At 70.8% G+C, this 18,916-nt stretch carries 18 protein-coding genes and 3 pseudogenes; 7 read left to right on the forward strand and 14 right to left on the reverse strand.

What is annotated here, in order from left to right:
• Window positions 1–7: 7 nt before the first annotated feature.
• Window positions 8–1,003, reverse strand: a complete 996-nt coding sequence (locus tag ACWCV9_RS34075) for an ArsR/SmtB family transcription factor (protein WP_450792433.1) — start codon at window positions 1,001–1,003, stop codon at window positions 8–10.
• Window positions 1,004–1,089: 86 nt separating this feature from the next.
• On the opposite strand from ACWCV9_RS34075, the gene ACWCV9_RS34080 reads away from it, so the two are divergent.
• The gene (locus tag ACWCV9_RS34080; RefSeq protein ID WP_450792435.1) at window positions 1,090–2,316 is read left to right on the forward strand and encodes an MFS transporter; all 1,227 of its coding nucleotides are present in this window, start codon (window positions 1,090–1,092) and stop codon (window positions 2,314–2,316) included.
• On the opposite strand, the gene ACWCV9_RS34085 is transcribed toward ACWCV9_RS34080, so the two are convergent.
• The gene (locus tag ACWCV9_RS34085) at window positions 2,225–3,088 is read right to left on the reverse strand and encodes a slipin family protein (protein ID WP_450792436.1); all 864 of its coding nucleotides are present in this window, start codon (window positions 3,086–3,088) and stop codon (window positions 2,225–2,227) included. The two genes, ACWCV9_RS34080 and ACWCV9_RS34085, sit on opposite strands and share 92 nt — an antisense overlap.
• A 253-nt stretch (window positions 3,089–3,341) precedes the next feature.
• Here ACWCV9_RS34085 and ACWCV9_RS34090 point away from each other — a divergent pair, with 253 nt between their 5' ends.
• Complete coding sequence (locus ACWCV9_RS34090) at window positions 3,342–4,232, forward strand: COG4705 family protein (RefSeq protein WP_450792438.1); 891 nt, start codon at window positions 3,342–3,344, stop codon at window positions 4,230–4,232.
• Here the strand turns inward: ACWCV9_RS34090 and ACWCV9_RS34095 are convergent.
• The 3 genes from ACWCV9_RS34095 to ACWCV9_RS34105 all read right to left on the reverse strand — a co-directional run bounded on the left by ACWCV9_RS34095 (window position 4,213) and on the right by ACWCV9_RS34105 (window position 6,620).
• Complete coding sequence (locus ACWCV9_RS34095) at window positions 4,213–5,598, reverse strand: sensor histidine kinase (protein WP_450792440.1); 1,386 nt, start codon at window positions 5,596–5,598, stop codon at window positions 4,213–4,215. The two genes, ACWCV9_RS34090 and ACWCV9_RS34095, sit on opposite strands and share 20 nt — an antisense overlap.
• A complete protein-coding gene (locus ACWCV9_RS34100) occupies window positions 5,595–6,257 on the reverse strand; it encodes a response regulator transcription factor (protein ID WP_450792442.1) in 663 nt (220 codons plus the stop codon). Before ACWCV9_RS34100 ends, ACWCV9_RS34095 begins: the two co-directional genes overlap by 4 nt.
• 138 nt (window positions 6,258–6,395) lie before the next feature.
• Entirely contained in the window at window positions 6,396–6,620 is a 225-nt protein-coding gene (locus ACWCV9_RS34105; RefSeq protein ID WP_450792443.1) for a cold-shock protein, read from the reverse strand.
• A gap of 147 nt (window positions 6,621–6,767) precedes the next feature.
• Between ACWCV9_RS34105 and ACWCV9_RS34110 the strand changes: the two genes are divergently transcribed.
• Window positions 6,768–8,681: a glycoside hydrolase family 15 protein gene (locus tag ACWCV9_RS34110; RefSeq protein WP_450792482.1), complete on the forward strand. Its 1,914-nt coding sequence runs from the start codon at window positions 6,768–6,770 to the stop codon at window positions 8,679–8,681.
• A 73-nt stretch (window positions 8,682–8,754) separates the two neighbouring features.
• Window positions 8,755–10,134: an MFS transporter gene (locus ACWCV9_RS34115; protein WP_450792445.1), complete on the forward strand. Its 1,380-nt coding sequence runs from the start codon at window positions 8,755–8,757 to the stop codon at window positions 10,132–10,134.
• 13 nt (window positions 10,135–10,147) lie between these two features.
• Here the strand turns inward: ACWCV9_RS34115 and ACWCV9_RS34120 are convergent.
• Window positions 10,148–10,297 (reverse strand): annotated as a pseudogene (locus ACWCV9_RS34120) (Uma2 family endonuclease); the annotation flags it as partial.
• Window positions 10,298–10,321: 24 nt separating this feature from the next.
• Complete coding sequence (locus ACWCV9_RS34125; RefSeq protein WP_450792447.1) at window positions 10,322–10,702, reverse strand: STAS domain-containing protein; 381 nt, start codon at window positions 10,700–10,702, stop codon at window positions 10,322–10,324.
• 124 nt (window positions 10,703–10,826) lie between these two features.
• On the opposite strand from ACWCV9_RS34125, the gene ACWCV9_RS34130 reads away from it, so the two are divergent.
• Window positions 10,827–11,171, forward strand: coding sequence for a helix-turn-helix transcriptional regulator (locus ACWCV9_RS34130; protein ID WP_450792448.1), 345 nt, complete (start codon window positions 10,827–10,829; stop codon window positions 11,169–11,171).
• 98 nt (window positions 11,172–11,269) lie between these two features.
• Here the strand turns inward: ACWCV9_RS34130 and ACWCV9_RS34135 are convergent, their stop codons facing one another.
• Both ACWCV9_RS34135 and ACWCV9_RS34140 read right to left on the reverse strand, forming a co-directional pair.
• Window positions 11,270–13,279 (reverse strand): tetratricopeptide repeat protein, encoded by a 2,010-nt coding sequence (locus tag ACWCV9_RS34135; protein WP_450792450.1) that lies wholly within the window; start codon window positions 13,277–13,279, stop codon window positions 11,270–11,272.
• A gap of 186 nt (window positions 13,280–13,465) precedes the next feature.
• Complete coding sequence (locus ACWCV9_RS34140) at window positions 13,466–14,704, reverse strand: hypothetical protein (RefSeq protein ID WP_450792451.1); 1,239 nt, start codon at window positions 14,702–14,704, stop codon at window positions 13,466–13,468.
• A gap of 153 nt (window positions 14,705–14,857) precedes the next feature.
• Between ACWCV9_RS34140 and ACWCV9_RS34145 the strand changes: the two are divergent.
• A pseudogene (locus ACWCV9_RS34145) lies at window positions 14,858–15,196 on the forward strand (site-specific integrase); the annotation flags it as partial.
• A gap of 166 nt (window positions 15,197–15,362) precedes the next feature.
• Here the strand turns inward: ACWCV9_RS34145 and ACWCV9_RS34150 are convergent.
• From ACWCV9_RS34150 to ACWCV9_RS34160, 3 genes and pseudogenes are all read right to left on the reverse strand, one after another.
• Window positions 15,363–15,929 carry a Uma2 family endonuclease gene (locus ACWCV9_RS34150; protein ID WP_385847130.1) on the reverse strand — a complete coding sequence of 189 codons (567 nt, stop codon included), beginning with the start codon at window positions 15,927–15,929 and terminating at the stop codon, window positions 15,363–15,365.
• Window positions 15,930–16,296: 367 nt separating this feature from the next.
• Window positions 16,297–16,776 (reverse strand): annotated as a pseudogene (locus ACWCV9_RS34155) (serine/threonine protein kinase); the annotation flags it as partial.
• Between the two features lie 62 nt (window positions 16,777–16,838).
• Entirely contained in the window at window positions 16,839–17,204 is a 366-nt protein-coding gene (locus tag ACWCV9_RS34160; protein WP_450792453.1) for a hypothetical protein, read from the reverse strand.
• 477 nt (window positions 17,205–17,681) lie between these two features.
• Between ACWCV9_RS34160 and ACWCV9_RS34165 the strand changes: the two genes are divergently transcribed.
• Window positions 17,682–18,164 (forward strand): DUF5994 family protein, encoded by a 483-nt coding sequence (locus ACWCV9_RS34165; protein WP_450792454.1) that lies wholly within the window; start codon window positions 17,682–17,684, stop codon window positions 18,162–18,164.
• Between the two features lie 93 nt (window positions 18,165–18,257).
• Here the strand turns inward: ACWCV9_RS34165 and ACWCV9_RS34170 are convergent, their stop codons facing one another.
• Complete coding sequence (locus ACWCV9_RS34170) at window positions 18,258–18,605, reverse strand: STAS domain-containing protein (protein WP_450792456.1); 348 nt, start codon at window positions 18,603–18,605, stop codon at window positions 18,258–18,260.
• 11 nt (window positions 18,606–18,616) lie between these two features.
• On the reverse strand, window positions 18,617–18,910 hold the full coding sequence (locus ACWCV9_RS34175) for a hypothetical protein (protein ID WP_385847127.1): 294 nt from the start codon (window positions 18,908–18,910) through the stop codon (window positions 18,617–18,619).
• Window positions 18,911–18,916: the final 6 nt, after the last annotated feature.

Here is an 18,916-nt window from a genome sequence, read left to right on the forward strand (position 1 = left end):
CGCGCCCCTAGGGAGTTGCAGCCACCCGCGCCACCATCGCGCCGCAGCCCCCCGCCAGCGCGTCGCCCACCGGCGTTCGTGTGTACAGCACCGACCGGCCCGAGCGGCGCCCCTCCACCAGGCCCGCTTCCCGCAGCACCCGAAGATGCCGGCCCACCGAGCCGAGACCCTGGCCGGTGATTGCCGTCAGGTGGGTCGTGCTCAGCGGGGTGGACAGCAGGACCAGCACCTCCGCGCGGGCCGGTCCCAGCAGCGCGCCCAGACCCGGTGGCACCGGCCGGGCGCCGGCGTCGGCCAGGACACCTCCGCACGGGTAGATCACCGCGTACCGCTCGCCGTCCTCCCACGCCACCCAGCCCTGGCGCTGCGGGGTGACCGGCACGAAGAGCAGCTCGGCGCCGGAGATGTCCCGGGGCGGGTACTCCTGGAGGTTGATCCGGAGCCGGTTGCCGCCGAGCCAGCGGGTGCGCCCGGGCCGCAGCGAGTCCAGCACGCTCACCCATCCGCCCCGGCTCACCTGCGCGGTCCGCGCGACGACATCGGCCTCGAGGACCCGCCGCTGCCGCCCCCAGTACGGCCGTACGGTCTCCTCCCACACCCACTCCAGCAGCGCGGCCGCCCGCTCGGGCAGGTCGTCCCGGTCCAGCTCGGCGGGGAGCGGGCCGGCGAGGGCGGTGCGCAGATGGGCGCGGGCGGCGGCCGGGGCGGTTCCGCGCACCCGGGCGACCGCGTCCGCGAACCGCTCGCCGTCCCGGGGCGCGGGGGTGAGGAAGTCGGCGATCCAGTGCCGGCCGAGCCCGGCCCGTACCAGCAGGGCCGTCACCGGATCTGCGGCCAGCCGGGCCCGGTAGCCGGGCAGGTGGCGGTCGAGCCACTCCCGCTCACCGGGGTGCGCCGCACGCCCGGCGTGCAGCAGCTTCAGCCGGGCGAAGGTCTCCGCCGACGGGGACACCACGAACCGGCTGCGGGCGAGGGTGTCCGCGTCGAGCTGCCACGACCCCACCCCGGTACCCCCTCACGGCCGTACGACCTTTCGCACCACGGCGAAACATTAACGAGCCGGGTGCGGGGCGCCCGAGACTCCCCGGCATGCCCAGTTACCGGTCCCTTTTCCGCACCCCTGAGTTCACACCGCTCTTCCTCGGCTCGGCGGCGCAGACCGCCGCGCAGACCGTCGGCGGACTCGCTCTCGGCACGCTCGTCTACCGGGCCACCGGTTCCCCGCTGCTGTCGGCGCTGAGCATGTTCGGTCCGTCCCTCGCCCAGGTGCTGGGCGCCACCGTCCTGCTGTCCGGCGCGGACCGGCTGCCCCCGCGGACGGCCCTCACGGCGATCGCGCTGGCCTTCGCGGCCGGTACGGCGGTGCAGGCGCTGCCCGGCCTGCCGGTCGGCGCGGTCCTCGGTGTCGTCCTCCTGCTGGGGCTCGTCGCCTCGCTCGGCGGCGGGGTCCGTTGGGGGCTGCTGAACGAGATCCTCGCCGAGGGCGGCTATCTGCCGGGGCGTTCGCTGTTCAACATGGCGAACGGGCTGATGCAGATCACCGGGTTCGCCACCGGCGGCGCACTGCTCGCCGCGCTGTCCCCGCGGCTCTGCCTGCTGCTGTCGGCGGGGCTGTATCTGGCGGCCGCGCTGGTGCTCCGGCTGGGGCTGGGCGAACGCCCGCCCCGCGCCCAGGGCCGCCCCTCCCCGACGGCGACCTGGCGGACCAACGCGCTGCTGTGGTCGTCCCGTCCGCGCCGTCTGACCTATCTGGGCCTGTGGCTGCCCAACGGACTGGTCGTCGGCTGCGAGTCCCTCTTCGTGCCGTACGCCCCGCACGCGGCCGGGACCCTCTTCGCCTGCGCGGCGCTCGGGATGTTCGCCGGGGATGTAACGGTGGGCCGGCTGCTGCCGGGCGCCGTCCGACGGCGGCTCGCCACGCCGCTGTTGCTGCTGCTGGCGACGCCGTACCTGGTGTTCTGCGCGCATCCTCCGCTGGCCGTGGCGGTGGTGTGCGTGACGCTCGCGTCGGCCGGGTTCGGCGCGAGTCTCGTCCAGCAGGAGCGGCTGATGGAGCTGACCCCGGGTGAACTGGCCGGGCAGGCGCTGGGGCTGCACTCGGCGGGCATGCTCACCGGGCAGGGCCTGAGCGCGGTCCTCGCCGGCGCGCTGGCCCAGTTCACCTCGCCCGCCGTCGGCATGACCGCGCTGGCGGCGGGCTCGGTGGGGGTGACGCTGGCGCTGGCTACTGCTGGGGCTCGGCGTTCTGCGGGTTCTCCTGGGCCGGAGCCGGAGCCGGAGCCGGCGTCGGAGCCTGCGGCGCCCGAGGCGTGCTGAGGTCGGCGTCGATCTTCTGCACGGCCCGGTCGAAGTAGCGCAGCAGCTCCACCGGGAACGGCATCACGAGGGTGGAGTTCTTCTCCGCGGCGACCTCGACGACGGTCTGGAGCAGGCGCAGCTGCATGGCCTCCGGGGTGTCCGCCATGATCCGGGAGGCGTTGGCGAGCTGCTGCGCGGCCTGGAACTCACCGTCGGCGGTGATGACCCGGGCCCGCCGCTCCCGCTCGGCCTCGGCCTGGCGGGACATGGACCGCTTCAGCGACTCCGGCAGCTGTACGTCCTTGATCTCGACGCGGTCGATGTGGATGCCCCAGCCGGCCGCCGGGCTGTCGATCATCAGGGCCAGCCCCTCGTGCAGCCGCTCCCGGTCGCTCAGCAGGTCGTCCAGGTCGCTCTTGCCGATGATGGAGCGCAGCGAGGACTGGGCGACCTGGCCGACGGCGAACATGTAGTCCTGCACCTCGATGGCGGCCCGGACCGGGTCCGTCACCCGGAAGTAGACGACCGCGTCGACCTTCACCGACACGTTGTCCTTGGTGATGCCCTCCTGGGTGGGCACCGGCATGGTGATGACCTGCACGTTCACCTTGCGCATCCGGTCGGCGAACGGGATGAGGAAGGTGACGCCGGGCTGCCGGAAGTGGGGCAGCGCCTTGCCCCACCGGAACACGACCCCGCGCTCCACCTGGTTGACCACGCGCATCCCGCTCTTCAGCACGAGCAGCACGAACACGGCCACGATCACCACTGCGACGACGGTGCCTTCCATGGCACTCCCATCTCCGACACGCTCTTCCGTCCGGTACAGGACAACCGGGAGGACAGCGCGGAGGGGCGTCCTGGATCCCGTTCCGGTGTCAGGGATCCGTAAAGAAAACGGGTGACGCGCAAGGACGTCATTGAGTCCACGGCCGCTGCCGCCCGTAACACGGTCTGACCCGACACGCGGCCGGCATTCAGGATGCGTTCAGGCAGCCTGTGCCACGGTCGAGGGTCACGGCCGTTCGGACAGAGGAGTTGATGTGGAGAAACCGGAGGTCCTCACCGACCTCGACGTGCCGCGCGCGTCGAACAGGACCAGGTCGGTGATGAAGAAACTGCCCGAGGTCACGCTGGCGTTCTGGATCATGAAGATCGCCGCGACGACCCTGGGCGAGACGGCGGGCGACCTCTTCGCGCAGACCCTGAAGCTGGGCTACTTCCTGACCACGGTCGTGCTGTTCCTGGTCTTCGTGGTGACGCTGGTGGTCCAGCTGCGCTCCAGCCACTACAACCCGTTCTTCTACTGGACCGTGATCCTGTCCACCTCCATGGCGGGCACGACCATGTCCGACTTCATGAACCGCGACGCCAGTGCCAAGTACCTCTCGAACGGCGCGACGAAACTGGGCTGGGGACCGCAGGGCCTGGGCCTCGGCTATCCGGAGGGAGCGGCGATCCTGCTCTCGATCCTCCTGGTGATCTTCGTCGCCTGGAAGCTGAGCGGGATGACGTTCCAGATCCGCGACATCGTCACCTTCCGGGGCGAGGCACTGTTCTGGTCGGCGATCCTCGTCTCCAACACCCTCGGCACCTCGATGGGCGACTTCCTCTCCGACAGCTCCGGCCTCGGCTACCTGGGCGGCGCGTTGCTCGTCACCGGGGTGCTGGCCGTGCTGGTGGCGCTGATGAAGGTACCCGTGGTGCCGAACGTGCTGCTGTTCTGGATCGCGTTCGTCCTCACCCGTCCGCTGGGCGCCACCGCCGGCGACTTCCTCACCAAGCCGGTCGCCAAGGGCGGCCTGAACCTGGGGACCATGGGCTCGTCCGCCGTGCTCCTCGCCGTCCTGTTCGGACTGATGGCCTACGCCCAGGTGCAGGAACGCCGGTCGGGGCGGGAGGGGCGGGCACCGGTCACCCGGCGGGCAGACTGACCGTGAACCGGGCCCCCGGCGTGTGCCGGGGGTCGTAGGACACCTCGCCGCCGACGGCGCGGGCCAGGCGGCGCGCGAGCGGCAGCCCCAGGCCCGCGCCGTCGTGCCCGTCGCCGGGATCGGCACGCCGGCCCGGCTGGAACAGCTCGTCCCGGAAGGTCTCCGGCACCCCGGGGCCGTCGTCGACGACGTCGATCCGTACGGCGCCGGGCACCCGCCGGGCGGACACGGTCACCCGGGAGCGGGCGTACCGGGCGGCGTTGGTGAGCAGGGGGCTGAGGATGCGTTCGAGAGGGGCGGGGGCGACACCCGCCTCCAGCACCGGCGCTTCCGTCTCCACCGCGGTCCGCACCCGGTCCGGGGGGCCGAGGTGCCGGAGCAGGCGGTCCAGGACGGGCACCACGTCGGTCGTCCCGGGGACCGTCGCCGGGTGCACCGCGTTCTCGCGGGCGTCGTTCAGCAGCGTGTCGCAGATGGTCCGCATGGACCGGGCGGCCTCGGCGATCACCTCCTGGGCGGCGCGGGTCTCGGCGTCCGTGCGGGGCCGGGCCCGCCACCAGTCGAGTTCCATGACGATCCGGGTGAGCGGGGTGCGCAGTTCGTGGGACAGCTCTCCGGTCAGCTGCTGCTCGTGGCGCAGGACGGTGCGTATGCGGTCCAGGAGCGCGTCCAGGGAGGCGCCGAGGCGGGCGAGTTCGGCCGGGTGGTCCGCCGTACCGAAGCGCTCGTCGGAACCCACCGTGCTCCACTGGGTGGCCTGGTCGGTCATCGTCCGCACCGGGCGCAGCGCCCGGCCGACGGCCAGCCGGGTGAGGACGTAGGTGCAGCCGAGCATCACGCCGTCCAGGACGAGTGATCCCACCAGCAGGGTGTCGGCCGAACTGCGGTACGGGGTCAGGTCCAGGGCGGTGACGACGGCGGCGGTGGCGCGGCGGCCCGGGACGTGCCGGGCGCACAGCCGTACGGGCCGGTGACCGGGTGCCTGAACCGTCGCGCAGGCGTCCCCCGGCCGGGCGGCCAGCCGGTCGGCGGCACGGGCCGTCGGGTCGCCCGCCGTCGCGGACGGTGGCTTCTCCAGCAGCCGGGTGCCGGCGTAGATCCACACGTTGGTGTCGAGGAGGCGGTCGTCGGCGGCTTCCAGGACCCGCACCCGGGGCCCGGTGGTGTCGACGGTCGCGGCCACCGCCGCCGCCCGGGTGCGCAGTTCGTCGTCCGCCTGGTGCTGGAGGTGCCGGGCCATCACGGCGTTGAACACGACGGTCAGGACCGTCATCAGCAGGGTCGCGGCGGTCAGCGCCACCAGGGAGAGCCGGCCGCGCAGGGTGCGCGGGGCGAGGTGCCGCAGGGCACGCGAGGCACGGTTCACGACAGCCGGTGTCCGATCCCGCGCGCCGTACCGATCGTCAGCCCGCTGCCCGCCTCCCGCAGTTTGCGGCGCAGCCGGCTCAGGTACTGGTCCAGGGTGTTGTCGCTGACCTGCGCGCCCTCGGGCCAGCCGGCCCGCACCAGCTCGCGGCGGCGTACGAGGGTCCCGTGCGCGGCGACCAGCGTGGCCAGCAGCCGGAACTCGGTCGGGGACAGGGCGACCCGGGCGCCGCGCACGCTCGCGCTGTGGTCCACCGGGTCCAGGACCAGGTCACCGGCCGAGGTGACCGCCGCGGCGGCCGTCCGCCGCAGGACGGCCCGCAGCCGGGCGGCGAGTTCGGCCAGGTGGAAGGGCTTCGGCAGATAGTCGTCGCCCCCGGCGGAGAAGCCGGACAGGCGGTCGGTGAGCCGGTGCCGGGCGGTCAGGAAGATCACCGGTCCGGGGAAGCCGTTGGCGCGCATCGCCTGGCACACGTCCCGGCCGTCCGCGTCGGGCAGGCCCACGTCCAGGACGGCCGCCGCGACGTCGTCCGTGGCGAGCCGGAGGGCGGTGGCACCGTCGGCGGCCGGCACCGGGGCGAAGTCCTCCTCGTACAGGCCGCGGCGCAGGGCGTCACGCAGGACGTGATCGTCCTCCACCACGAGGATCTTGGGGCGCATGGTCCTCCGTCGGCTCGGCGGCCGGACACTCACCGTCTACAACCCCGTAGACGGTCTACGGAACTGTAGACGATCGCGGGTGGAGACGAACGGTGGTGGAGGCGATGACGCTCGCGCGGAGCACGCCGCGGAGATCGGTCAGGCCGGCCGGGGGACGATGCTCACCGCACGGTAGTCGTACCCGTCCTGCTGGAAGCCCGGAGCCTCCCACTCGAGGTCCACCTGTTGCCCGGGCGACAGGGTGCGGAAGCCGGGCGCCTGGATGTCGGAGTAGTGGCCGAAACAGCCGCCCGGGGTCTCGGGGCAGTCCAGCACGCCCCAGCCCTCCTCGTCGTACCACTCACGGACCGTCGCAGTCACCATGGCCGGCACCCTACGGGCTTCGCCCGGGGGTTTCACCCGCAGGGGGTGAGGCGGCAGGCACGGGCGTGCCGAACGCTTGGGGTGCACAGGTCCGTGACGGCTCCCCGCCGCGTCGTCACGGCGTCCCCGACCGAGCAGGGGGACCACGTGAACCGGTACCCGCCCATCGCGGAACACGGCATGGTCGGCGATCTCCAGACCGCCGCCCTGGTGTCGTCCGACGGAACCGTCGACTGGTGGTGCACCCCCCGCTTCGACTCGCCCAGTGTCTTCGCCTCGATCCTGGACGGTGAACGCGGTGGCCACTGCCGCCTGGCCGCGAAGTTGCCCGACGGCGACCTCATGACCGTCCGCCAGCTGTACCTGTCCGACACGGCCGTGCTGGTCACCCGGTTCATGACAGCGGGCGGGGTCGGCGAGGTGGCCGACTTCATGGTGCCGAACGACTCCCCGGCCCCGACCGACGTCCACCAGCTGGTGAGGATCGCACGGGTCGTCCGGGGCAGTCTCCCCTTCGAGCTGAGCTGCCAGCCCCGCTTCGACTACGGCCGCGCCACACACACGCTCTCGCGGGCCGACGCACACGCCGTCGTCTTCCACGGCCCGGGAGCGGACCTGCATCTCCAGTCCACGGCCGGCGTCGTCTTCCACGAGGACGGCAACGACATCAGCGCCCGCTTCACTCTCTCCGCCGGCCAGGCCGCGGCGGTCGTGCTCACCAGCACCCCCGGCCGGGCCCCCGCCCCGCCCCGCCCGACGCTGGAAGGCGTCGCCGACGCCCTGGAGACCTGCCGTACCTTCTGGCTGTCGTGGCTGCGCTCGTGCACCTACCGGGGCCGCTGGCAGGACATCGTGAACCGGTCCGCGATCACCCTCAAACTGCTCACGTACGCCCCCACCGGGGCGCCCGTCGCCGCCGCGACCATGGGCCTGCCGGAGCAGATCGCCGGTGAACGCAACTGGGACTACCGCTACACCTGGGTACGGGACGCGTCGCTGTCGGTCAGAGCGCTGATAGACCTGGGCTTCCACCAGGAGGCGCACGCCTTCCGCCGCTGGCTGCGCGAGCGCATCGAAGCCGGGAGCCCGCCCGCGGCGGGCCCCCTCCAGATCATGTACCGGGTCGACGGCGACCCCCACCTGACCGAGGAGACCCTCGACCACCTGGAGGGGTACCGGGGATCCCGCCCGGTGCGCACCGGCAACGCGGCGGCCGACCAGCTCCAGCTCGACATCTACGGCGAGGCGTCCGACGCACTGATCGTGGGCGGGGACGTCGGTGCGATCCGTGGGTGGCAGGCACTGACCGACGTACTGGACTGGCTCGCCGACCACTGGGACCAGCCCGACGAAGGGATCTGGGAGACCCGGGGCGGGCGGCAGGACTTCACCTACAGCCGGCTGATGACCTGGGTGGCGTTCGACCGGGGTGTCCGCGCGGCCACCGAGTTCTCCCGCCCGGCCGACATCGCCCGCTGGACCAGCGTACGGAACACGGTATTCCGCCAAATCGTCGAACGCGGCTGGCACGACAAGCGGCAGGCCTTCGTCCAGCACTTCGACACCGACGTCCTGGACGCCTCGCTGCTGCTGATGCCGCGCGTGGGCTTCGTCTCGCCCCACGACCCCGACTGGCTGAGCACGCTGGACGCCATGGACGAGGACCTGGTCAGCGACAGTCTCGTCTACCGCTACGACCCGAAGGCGTCCCCCGACGGCCTGCGCGGCTCCGAAGGCACCTTCAACCTGTGCAGCTTCTTCTACGTCGAGGCACTCGCCCGCAGCGGCCGGCTCCACCAGGCCCGCCACGCCTTCGACAAGATGCTCACCTACGCCAACCATGTCGGCCTGTTCGCGGAGGAGATCGGCCCTTCCGGCGAGCAACTGGGCAACTTCCCGCAGGCGTTCACCCATCTCGCCCTGGTCACCGCGGCCATGGCGCTCGACGAAGAGCTTCAGAAGGCACAGACCGGAGCGCGCCACGGCGACCACGGACACCCGGCAACGCGTGGCCTCACGGCGCCGGACGAGGACACGGGCGGGGGTACCCCCGGTGGCTGAGACGGGCGGGACGAGGCGTTCGTCGGGCCATTCGGCGGGTCATGCGGCGGGTCATTCGTCGGGGCAGAGACGGGTGCTGGCCGCCCTCGCGCTGGCGCAGTTCATCTGTAGCTTCGCGGGCTCCAACATGAACGTGATGATCAACGACATCAGCAAGGACCTGGACACCACGGTCCAGGGCGTGCAGGTGGCCATCACGGTCTTCCTGCTGGTGATGGCCGCGCTGATGATCCCGGGCGGCAAACTCACCGACCGCTACGGCCGCAAACGCTGCTTCCTGACCGGTCTGGTCGTCTACGCCATCGGAGCCCTGCTGAGCGCTGCCGCCCCGGGACTGGGCGTTCTGATCCTGGGCAACTCGATCCTCGAAGGCATCGGCACCGCGCTGCTGATCCCACCCGTCTACATCCTCACGACCCTCCTCTACCCCGATGTCACCTCCCGGGCCCGCGCCTTCGGGGTCGTCATGGCCCTGGGCGGCATCGGAGCGGCGGCAGGACCGCTGATCGGCGGCCTGATCACCACCGCGATCAGCTGGCGTGCGGCCTTCGTGTTCCAGGCCCTGGTGATCGCGGTGATCGTCCTGCTCAGCCGTCGCATCGACGACCCGCTGCCCCCGGACCCGACCCGTTCCTTCGACACCGCGGGCGCGGTCCTCTCCGCCGTCGGCCTCGTCCTCGTGGTCATGGGCATCCTGGCGGCGGACAACAGCGTCTGGCTCATGATCACCCTGCTGGTGCTCGGAGCCCTGGTGCTCGCCTGGTTCTTCCGCTCCTGCCGCACCAAGGAGGCAGCCGGCCAGGAACCGCTCCTGTCCCTGAGCCTCTTCCGCAACCGCACCTCCAACCTCGGGCTCGTCACCCAGAACATCCAATGGCTGCTGCTCATGGGCACGTCCTTCACGGTCGCCGCCTACCTCCAGGTCGTGCGGGGCTACGACGCCATCCAGACCGGCGTCGTCTTCACGGCGGCCACCCTGGGCCTGCTGCTCTCGTCCCTGTCCGCCGAACGCCTGGCCCGCCGGCACCCCCAGCGCACGCTCATCATGTCCGGCTTCGTCGTCTCCCTCGCCGGCGTGGTCGTCCTGATCACCCTGGCCGGCAGCTTCTCCACCGCGTGGGCGTTCGTCCCCGGGCTGCTCCTCATCGGGCTCGGCCTGGGCGTGATGCTGACCCCGTCCGTCAACGTCGTCCAGTCGAGCTTCCCCGAGGCACAGCAGGGAGAGATCTCGGGCCTGTCCCGCAGCGTGTCCAACCTCGGCTCGTCCTTCGGCACGGCCATCGCGGGCACCATCCTCGTGGCCGGCCTCACCAAGGGCGCCTACGCCGTCGCGATGATCACCCTGGCGGCCATCGCCCTCGGCGGCCTCGCCGCGGCGGCGCTCCTGCCCCGAGACCCGCGCGCGCCGACGGCCCGAGCGGTCAGGTCTGCGGCTCCCAGGGCTCACACGTAGTTCTGTTGCAGCAGAAGCCGATGCCTGCCTTGGCGTACTGATCGACCTTCACGATCCGGTCAGTGGTCTCCGAGCCCGGCGACACCACCTCCGCGACCAGCAGCACGTGCTCGGGGCGGGTGGGGGTGACGTCGATCGTGTCAGCGCGGTATATGACGATGTCCGTGAGATACGTCCTCAGGCCGGCTCAGGAGAGTGCGGCGTCCTTGACGGTCTCTCGTATCTCCAGCACGGCGTCGGTTCCGGTGATCACGAACAGGCGCTGAAGCTGCCGTGGAGGCGCGGCCACGCGCAGGGTGCCCGTCTGGTGGGCGCGGATCAACAGGTTGAGGAACGACGAGTCCGCGAAGTCGATGCCGGAGGCGTCCAGGACCACCTTCGCATGCTTCCTGACAGCGGCGTTCAGTGCCGCCTCCAGAGGCGGGACCGAGTGGATGTCGTAGGAGCCGTGAGCGGCGATCACCCAGGCGCCGCCGCATTCGTACTGCTGCAACGCAGCCGCTGGTCCAGGCCCGCCGACCTGGTCCGCCCCCTGCATGGCACCGGCGCTACTGATGAGCTTTGGCATGACGGCCTCCAGGACACCTTCGATGCCCCTTCTCGCTGCACGCAGCGCGGAGCACGTCGTCAGTTACCGGAAAAGTATGTCATGTATCTGGCTTCGTCAATGAGGGTCCCCTAAAATGCTGGGCATGGTTGGAGTGCCCGAACCTCACAGCGGATGGACGTTCATCACCAGCCACGCGCGCGTACTGGCGGCCATCGCCGACAACCCGAACGTCCGGATCCGCGACATCGCCGCCCGCTGCCGGCTCACGGAGCGCGCCGTCCAGCGCATCATCGCCGATCTCGAGCAGGACGGTTACCTCTCCCACACTCGGGACGGGCGCACGAACACCTACCGCATCGAGCCCGACAAGGTGCTGCGCCATCCGGCAGAAGCCGGCCTCTCCGTGGCCTCCCTGCTGTCCCTGCTCGTGCAGGATGAAACCGATCGGGGCACAGCGCCGGGGCCGACCATGGCGCACACCCCCTGAACCCACCACTGCCCGGCGGAGCGGAGCGCAGCCGGTGCTTGACGGCCGGCGCGGCGTCTTGCGGTGCACTGTCGGGCAGCCGGCGGCCGTCCCTGCGTTCAGTGCGGGTGCGAAACCTGGGCCAGGAGGTCTCTGATCTCCCTCAGTGTCGACCCGACGCTTCCGTCCCCGTCCCTGTCGGCGATCTTCTCGAAGTGTTGCGCGGCCGTCTCGAGGTCGCCCCTGCGGCGGGCGAGGATGCCGGCGTAGCGGTTGCCGTGCAGGTGGCCCGGGTACTCCTCCAGGATCTTCGTCACGACGTCTGCGGCCTCCTCGTCCTGCTCCGACTTCATCAGCAGTTCGGCGAGTTCGGGCCGGGGATCGAGCCTGTTGAATCCGTACCGTTCACGCTCGAACTCCGCGTACCGCTCGACGGCGCGCCGCAGCCACTCGACGGCCTCCTCCTCGCGCCCGAGACCGCGCAGCGCGCGCCCCACGTAGTACGACGCCTCGACGATGCCGTCGTCCCAGGCCATCACCAGCCATCGTTCCGCCTCGGCATGGCGCCCGTACCGGACCATGCTCATGCCCGCCAGGTAGGCCGGCCGGGCCAGGCCCGTCTTCGCCGCCCGTACATACCAACGCTCCGCGAACTGCGGGTCGCCGCCGCGTTCCTCGCAGATCCAGCCCACGTGCCAGGCGGCCCGGCCATGCCCGAGCAGCGCCGCCCGGTGGTACCAGACACCGGCCGAGCGTTTGTCCCCGGCCTCGGAGTGGATCTCGGCGATGTCGTACGCCGCCTCCGCGTCCCCTGCCGCCGCCGCGGGCTCGTAGAGCGGGAGCATGTACGTGCCCTTGGCCCCGCCGAGCTGGTGCTGCATGCGGCCGAGGGCGAGGCCGGCTCGAGGAGTGCCGGCCCGGCGATACCACTCGGCGGCCTCGGGCAGCCGGCGCAGCCGGTCGAGCGCGTCGGCGTAGGCGAACATCTCCTCGGGGCCGGCGTCGTCCGCCTCGGCGGCGGTCCGCAGGCCGGGCAGACGGGTACGGAGCTCGGTGTCCGCCAGGCTCTCGGGCTCCGCCCGCAGCTCGGCGATCTCCTTGAGCGTGTCGACGATCAGCTCCTGGACCCCGTTGAACGAGTCGTAGTTCCCTTCGTCCACCCCGGTCCTGCGCAGCCACTCCTCCGCCTCGTCGAGTCGGCGCTGACGCTTGTACAGCACGCCGAGCCGGAGGCAGGCGAGGTCGTGGCCGCCGTTCTCCTCGGCTGCGCGGAACCATTTCTCCGCCTCCCGCAGCTCGCCGCGTTCCTCCCACCAGATCCCCAGCACGAAGGCGGCACCGGCGTATCCCCGTGCGTGGCCGCGCTCGGCCAGGGCGCGGGCCTCCGGCCATCGGCTCGCATCCCGCTCCACGAGGATGGCCTGGTCCACGAGCGCCCGGGCACTGCCGAGCGCGGCGGCCCGGGCGTACAGCGCCTCCGCCGCCCCCACCGTGCTGGGATAGGCGTCGAACATGCCCTGGTACTCGGGGTCGCGCAGATCACTCAACGCGTCGTAGGCGGCCTCGGGGTCCCCGTCCCGCTCGGCCGCCGCGAGCGCGTCCTCCCATCGTTCCAGGTCGTCCAGGATGCGTTCGACGATGTGGCGCGCCTGGAAGGCCTTCCGGTCTCCTCTCTCGCACGCCTCGCCGAGCCGGGCCAGCGCCTCCTCCCACGCACCCTGCCCGGCAAGCATCACGGCCCCGTTGGTCACACACTCCAGGCTGCCCAGCTCGGCGCCCCGCGCGTACCACTCCTGAGCCCCGGACCGATCCCCCGCCTCCTTCAGCAACGTGGCCAGTCCGAACGCACACCCCCCGTCCCGGTCGGCGGCCATGCGATACCACCGCTCGGCCGCCGCGAAATCCCACCGGTCCTTGTGAACGATGGCGAGCGTACGAGCCGCTTCGGCATCCCCTTCCTCAGCCGCCTTCTCCCACCAGGGCAGCGCTTCGTCCACCTGGCCCTTGGCGGTGAGGAGTTCGGCATACGCACGTGCCGCACCGGGCCGACCGGCCTCGGCGGCAGCCAACTCGGCTTCGCCCGTGCCGGCGTTGGCGTTCTGTGACCTGGATGACGCTTGCTCACGCATCCGAAGATCCTGTCAGAAGGCTGCCGACGCTTCCCCAGCAGGACCATTGCCCCGGAAGGTCACCATCCACTGCCGCGGAGGCGCCCCGCTCGTCAGTGACCGCCCGCGGTGATACCAGCCGTCGATGTCAAAGCCGCCCCCCTACGGAAATCCGCAGGTGGGCGGCCGAGTTCGATCACGGTTGCACTAGGAGCAGCCGGGTACGGTGCTGGGGCTACCACAGTTGTTGGGCTGGTTACCGGTGACGGGACTGTCGGTGAGTTGCACCGTGCCGCTGGCCCTGAAGATGCCGCCACCGTCTGCACCCGTTCCCAGCGCTCGGTTCTTGGTTACCGGGCTATGGTCGAGGGTCACCGTGCCGAAGGCCGTATTGAAGATGCCGCCACCGCGGGAGTTCGTGCCGTTGACAGTGTTGCCGGTGACCGGGCTGTCGGTGAGATGCACCGTGCCGGCCACATTGAAGATGCCGCCGCCCTGCGCATTGTTACCGGTGGTGGTGTTGCCGATGACCTTGCTTCTCTTCAGCGTCATGGTTCCGGCTTGCGCGATGCCGCCGCCCTGCGTACTGGTACCGGTGACATCGTTGTCGGTGACCCGGGTGCCGGTCAGCGTCACCTTCGTGCCGACGGCGGCGGCGATCCCGCCGGCCAGTGTGGTGGCGTGGTTGCCGTTGATCCTGCTTCTGTCGACAGTCGCCGTGCCGGAACCTCCGAATGGGCTCACGAACACGGCCCCGCCCGCCCTCGCTGTGTTGTCGGAGAGCGTGCTCCTGTTGACGCTCACCGCGCCATTGTCGTTGTCGATGGCCCCACCAAAGGTGTCGGCGGTGTTGGTGGTGAGGCTGGTGTCGTTCAGCGTCAGCGCGGAACCGCCACCCTGGAGCCAAATGGCACCGCCCCGGCCGTTGCCAAGGCCACTGGACGCGTGACCGTTGCTGAGGGTCAGGTCGTTGAGAGTGAGTTTTCCGTTGGGGCCGTCGATTTCGAAGAAACGGAAATGTGCAGCGGTTGCGGCTCGGGTGATGGTGTCGCCGTATCCGTTGATCGTGACTTTATTCCTGATGGCCGGCAGTCCGTTATCGCCGTTGGGCGGTGCGGCGTCGGTGAGGGTGTAGGTGCAGCCGCGCCTGAGGTTGACCGTGCCGCCCACTGTGGCGACAGCGCCGATCGCGGCTTGCAGGTCGCTCTCGCTGCAACTGGTCAATCTCACGATCAGTGACCGGCTGGCGGCAGGAGTGGTTGCGCTCGCTTCGGCCGAGGGAGTGCCGACCCCTGGGGTGGTAGGCGCCGTAGCCGACTGCGACACGCCGAGTGGGTCCGGATCCGGTGCGGCAGGTTGTGCGGTAGCGGGCGGCGCGACGAAGGCAAGAGCAGCGGGGATGAGTCCCATGAGGATGGGGGCGATACGGGAGATGCTCAGACGCATCGGGGCTCCTTGGGCGGATCGCGAGTGACGTTCGCGTGAGTGGTACCGGAACACCAACAGAAATGATTCATGTCGGATCAATCGACAGGAGGACAACACGCCCGGCTGCGATCACAATTCAACCGAGGGATCGTCGTCTGAATAGCTGCGCGATTGATCACCCGCAACGTCGCCAAGCTCGTTGATCCGCCCCGTACGGACCCGCCCGAGCTGCACCCCTGGACCCTGGACGAGACGCTCGACTTCCTCGCCGCCTCGCGCAAGGACCCGCTCTACTCTGCATCGCGCCCCTGCGCTGGCAGCGCATGCGGCAAGCAGCGGATCGGACCAAGGCGGGGGAGAGCCGGCAGGAGTCGGACTATGTCTTCGCCACCCGGAACGGTCGTCCCGTCGAGCCGCGCAACCTCCTGCACACACGTCGTCCAGGACACCCAGCGCGAGGCCATGAGCCACATGGACCGCCTGCTGCGGAGGCGTCCCGGTCGTCAGTGACCGGCCCCGTTGATGTCAGAAGTGGGTGGTGCCTGGCGCTGCCGCGCGGTGCTGTTTCCCTGGTCAGAACCGCACGGTGGGCCGCTTGATCCGGCTCATGCCGCCCTGTATCGGGCAGTCCGCTCACGCATCGCTCACCCGTCACCGACTGCCAAGCAGTGAGTGGTCAGATCTGGCCGAGGTCGATCTGCACCGGGAAGGGGGCCGCTACCTTGAGGACGCCGGTGAACACGTCTCCGTCCCGGTAGGCCTTCGTCGCGGGGTCGAGGACGTAGGTGTACACGAGAGGAACACCTGTCGCGGCCTGCTCGATCCGCCAGTAGAAGCCGATGCCTGCCTTGGCGTACTGGTCGACCTTCACGATCCGGTCGGTGGTCTCCGATCCTGGTGACACCACCTCCGCGACCAGCAGCACGTGCTCCGGGCGGGTGGGGGTGATGTCGATCGTGTCTGCGCGGTACACGATGACGTCCGGGCGGCGATTGGTGAGCGGGACGTCCTGAAGCCGGACGTCGAAGTCCGTGTCGGCGTTCCACTCCGGGCCCGCGGCGGCATCCAGGGCGTTCGCCAGCATCCGCGCGAGCCGGTTGTGCCGCTTGGACGCACTCGGACTCACGACGACCATCCCGTCCACGATCTCGATACCGGCGCACTGGTCCTCGGACCAGGAGTCGTACTCCTCCGCCGTGATCTGCTCATGCATCCACGCCGGGGCCACCATTTCGGCCGTCATGAAGCACCTCCCGGACACTGGGCCGCGGGCCCGATCCCGCTGGGTTCAGCGTACTGTCTGCCGTCCTTCCGGCACGCTGATCTCGCTCACGCTCACTCCCGTCGGCCGACATCCGACCAGCAAGCCCACGACAAGTCGGAAACCGGCGCGGTGGACTCGTCCCAGAGGATCGGAACACGGCCGGCGGCACCACCGACCTCGCGGCCACACCGGTGAGCGCCGAACCACCCGGCGACGTGACCGTCGCGAAACCCTCGGCCGCAGAGCGGCATGGTTGTGGCGATGCTGCTTCTGGAGGAAGCGGGTCAGGAAGCCGAACCGTCGAGGTTGAGGCGGATCACGGCGAGCGCCTCGGCGATCTCGACCGTTCCTCGCTCACGTCGCTGTGGACGGCCCGCACGACGTTCAGCACGCCCTGGAGCGCGGTCAGCGCGTCGGTGACCTGGCCGAGTTCGGCGCGGCAGCGGGCGGCCTCGGCGCGGCAGGCGCGGGCCTGCTCGCCGGTGGGTCCGGCGATACGGGCGTAGGCGTCGGCGAGGGCGTCGGACTCGGGCAGGGCGGCCCGGTAGTCGCCGCCGAGGAGGCGGATGGCCGCTCGCTGGCGGCGCAGCGCCAGGACCTGCTTGTTCTCGGGGCCGAGGGCGAGGGCGGCAGGTTCGATGACCTCGCCGAGTACCTCGGCGGCCTGCGCGAACCGCTCCTCCTCCAGCAGGGCGTCGGAATGCGCGTATGCCTCCTTGATGTCCTCGCGCAGCCGGGCGGGGACGGGCACCGGCGGGGCCCCCGGGAGGACGGCCGTCGGCGCCGGACCGCCGGGCGCCGGGGCCTGGGCGCGGGACGCGGCGGCGGACGCCTACATCCTGGCGTACCAACTCCCGGCCACGTGATCAGGTGGGCGACAGCCCGGCTCTAAGCGGTCGGCTCGTCCTCGCCCTCGGTGGCCCGCGCGAACATGGGGCCGATGTTGGTCCACATGAAGCCCTCTCGCCCATCGGGCTTGTCGAGCATCCAGCCGAGGAGAGCCTGCAACACCTTCTCCTGCGACAGCGTTCGGGTCTGGTAGTGCTCCGCAGGGACACCGTCGCGGTATTCCAGCTGATAGGTGTTGTTGTCGCGGAGCCAGACCTGGATGTACCAGTCGCCCTCCCGCTCCTCGTCCCGGCGCTCAAGGATCAGGTACTCGTTGCCGCGTCTCAGGTTGGCGAGCATGGTTCCTACTGCCGGCTTCGTGGGGCGCTTCCGCTCGGATCCACGGCCGTTGGTCGCTATCAGCATGGGTGGATTCTGGCGGGCGGGTCTGACACCGGGCGTCGGGCGCTCCTCCGAACTCGCTGCGACGGACGTGTCTTCGTCGGCAGCTCACGGGCCGCGGGCACGTAGTGGCACGTCCGTGGCACGACCCTCAACAAGGCGAAGGGCCAGCCTGGGAGGACACCCCTCCTGAGCTGGCCCTTCTGTTGGTGCCCCCGGCAGGATTCGAACCTGCGACACCCGCTTTAGGAGTTTTCCCTGGGCGGGGCTGTGACCTGCGGAGATGTCGGTCGGAGTGCGTCTGGCCTGGGAAAACACCACTCCGTAGTTCTCCAGTGTTCATGGGGCTTCCCGACTTCATGTGTGCTGGATCGGTTTCGTCGGGGGCGGGGCGGGAGGGCGGGCGATCTGCGGACGTCGGTGAGTGTGGCGCCAGGAGTAGCGTGGGAGGTGCGGGGCGGGGTCCCGTCGTCGCACCGGCCCTACCGACGGGTGGTCCTCATGACCAGCTCGGACACACCACCTGTTCCCCGGCGTCTGCCCAGTGGCGTCCACGAGGCCGTGCGACCGGGATCTGCGCTTCTGCGGCTGGAGACGACCGCATCACGCAGAGGCGTCCTCGACGGCGCGTGGTGGCCGCGCTCGCGCGACATCGGTGCCGAGCTGCCCGCCCTGTTGGGTGCCCTCGTCGCCCACGTCGGCCCCGTGTCGCGTGTGGGGCTGGATGCCGCCGATTGGGAGGGTCTGCCGACGCGTATCGTCGTGGACGACCGCGTGGTGCACATCGACTCCTTCCCGGTCGGTGACGACACGGTCCTGATCACCCGGGGTGACCGGGACATCTTCTCGCTGCTGGTCGTCCCGCCCGACACGGCACCGGATGCCGCCCGTGCCGCGATGGCCCAGGCGGTCCAGGCGGACAACGTCAGCGACGCGGAACAGATCCTCATCGACACGGGGAGCGGGCGTGGTCCTGTGGGCTGACGGGGCGGCGCGGGGCGCGACCGGCGTACGGCTCGGCCGGCGCACCGGCGCCCTCCGTCCGGCGGGCCGTTCCCTGGGGCGCTTCTGCCGACGTCAAGCCCGCTGAGGGCGCGCCCCTCCCGGCCTCATCGGATAGAGCAGACCATCGCAGCCCGTGTCCATGAGCTGTCGTTCGGTCTGCGGGGAGGGGTGGTGCAGCAGGAGGAACGCCTGGGACTCGGCGGCATGCTCGGACACGTCGAGGAAGACGCGCAGGCCGCTGTCGTCACAGCGGTCGACAGTGGTCAGATCGACGTCGATGAGGGTGATGCCGTCCCGCAGACACTGCTCGAGAGCGGCGCGCACCCGGGGCGCGGTGACGGGGTCGATCACACCGGCCAGGGTGACCAGGGCCCGCGCCCCCCGGTCGTGGCGGTAGATGTTCAGCCGCGGAAGAGTCATGACGCCTCGGTTCAGTCGCTCGGATCCTCGGGTGCTCCGGAGCCTGCGTCCACGCCCCGGGATCGCGTCGCCGCGGGCCGGGTGGGTGCCGGGGCGGGGCTGCCGGGTCGCCTGTCGGACGTCCGGACGCCGGCCCAGGGCGCGGGGTGCGGCTGGGGCGCGACACGACCACGGCGACCGGGCCGGGGGGTGCTGTACCGGTACGCCGCGATCCTGTCGGCGTGCTGGAGCCCGAGCCGGTGGATCACGTACGCCGCCACCGCGACGAGGACCAGGAAGGCGACGATCGTCAGGAAGGCGGTCATGGCGGC

It is taken from the genome of Streptomyces sp. NPDC001606, assembly GCF_053596835.1.

Bases quoted from the DNA above. Each gene is read 5' to 3' on its own strand.
- ACWCV9_RS34165 (WP_450792454.1), top strand. From the start codon at position 17,682: ATGACCAGCTCGGACACACCACCTGTTCCCCGGCGTCTGCCCAGTGGC.
- ACWCV9_RS34135 (WP_450792450.1), bottom strand. From the start codon at position 13,279: ATGCGTGAGCAAGCGTCATCCAGGTCACAGAACGCCAACGCCGGCACG.
- ACWCV9_RS34175 (WP_385847127.1), bottom strand. From the start codon at position 18,910: ATGACCGCCTTCCTGACGATCGTCGCCTTCCTGGTCCTCGTCGCGGTG.
- ACWCV9_RS34080 (WP_450792435.1), top strand. From the start codon at position 1,090: ATGCCCAGTTACCGGTCCCTTTTCCGCACCCCTGAGTTCACACCGCTC.
- ACWCV9_RS34100 (WP_450792442.1), bottom strand. From the start codon at position 6,257: ATGCGCCCCAAGATCCTCGTGGTGGAGGACGATCACGTCCTGCGTGAC.
- ACWCV9_RS34170 (WP_450792456.1), bottom strand. From the start codon at position 18,605: ATGACTCTTCCGCGGCTGAACATCTACCGCCACGACCGGGGGGCGCGG.
- ACWCV9_RS34125 (WP_450792447.1), bottom strand. From the start codon at position 10,702: ATGCCAAAGCTCATCAGTAGCGCCGGTGCCATGCAGGGGGCGGACCAG.
- ACWCV9_RS34105 (WP_450792443.1), bottom strand. From the start codon at position 6,620: ATGGTGACTGCGACGGTCCGTGAGTGGTACGACGAGGAGGGCTGGGGC.
- ACWCV9_RS34150 (WP_385847130.1), bottom strand. From the start codon at position 15,929: ATGACGGCCGAAATGGTGGCCCCGGCGTGGATGCATGAGCAGATCACG.
- ACWCV9_RS34140 (WP_450792451.1), bottom strand. From the start codon at position 14,704: ATGCGTCTGAGCATCTCCCGTATCGCCCCCATCCTCATGGGACTCATC.
- ACWCV9_RS34160 (WP_450792453.1), bottom strand. From the start codon at position 17,204: ATGCTGATAGCGACCAACGGCCGTGGATCCGAGCGGAAGCGCCCCACG.
- ACWCV9_RS34130 (WP_450792448.1), top strand. From the start codon at position 10,827: ATGGTTGGAGTGCCCGAACCTCACAGCGGATGGACGTTCATCACCAGC.
- ACWCV9_RS34085 (WP_450792436.1), bottom strand. From the start codon at position 3,088: ATGGAAGGCACCGTCGTCGCAGTGGTGATCGTGGCCGTGTTCGTGCTG.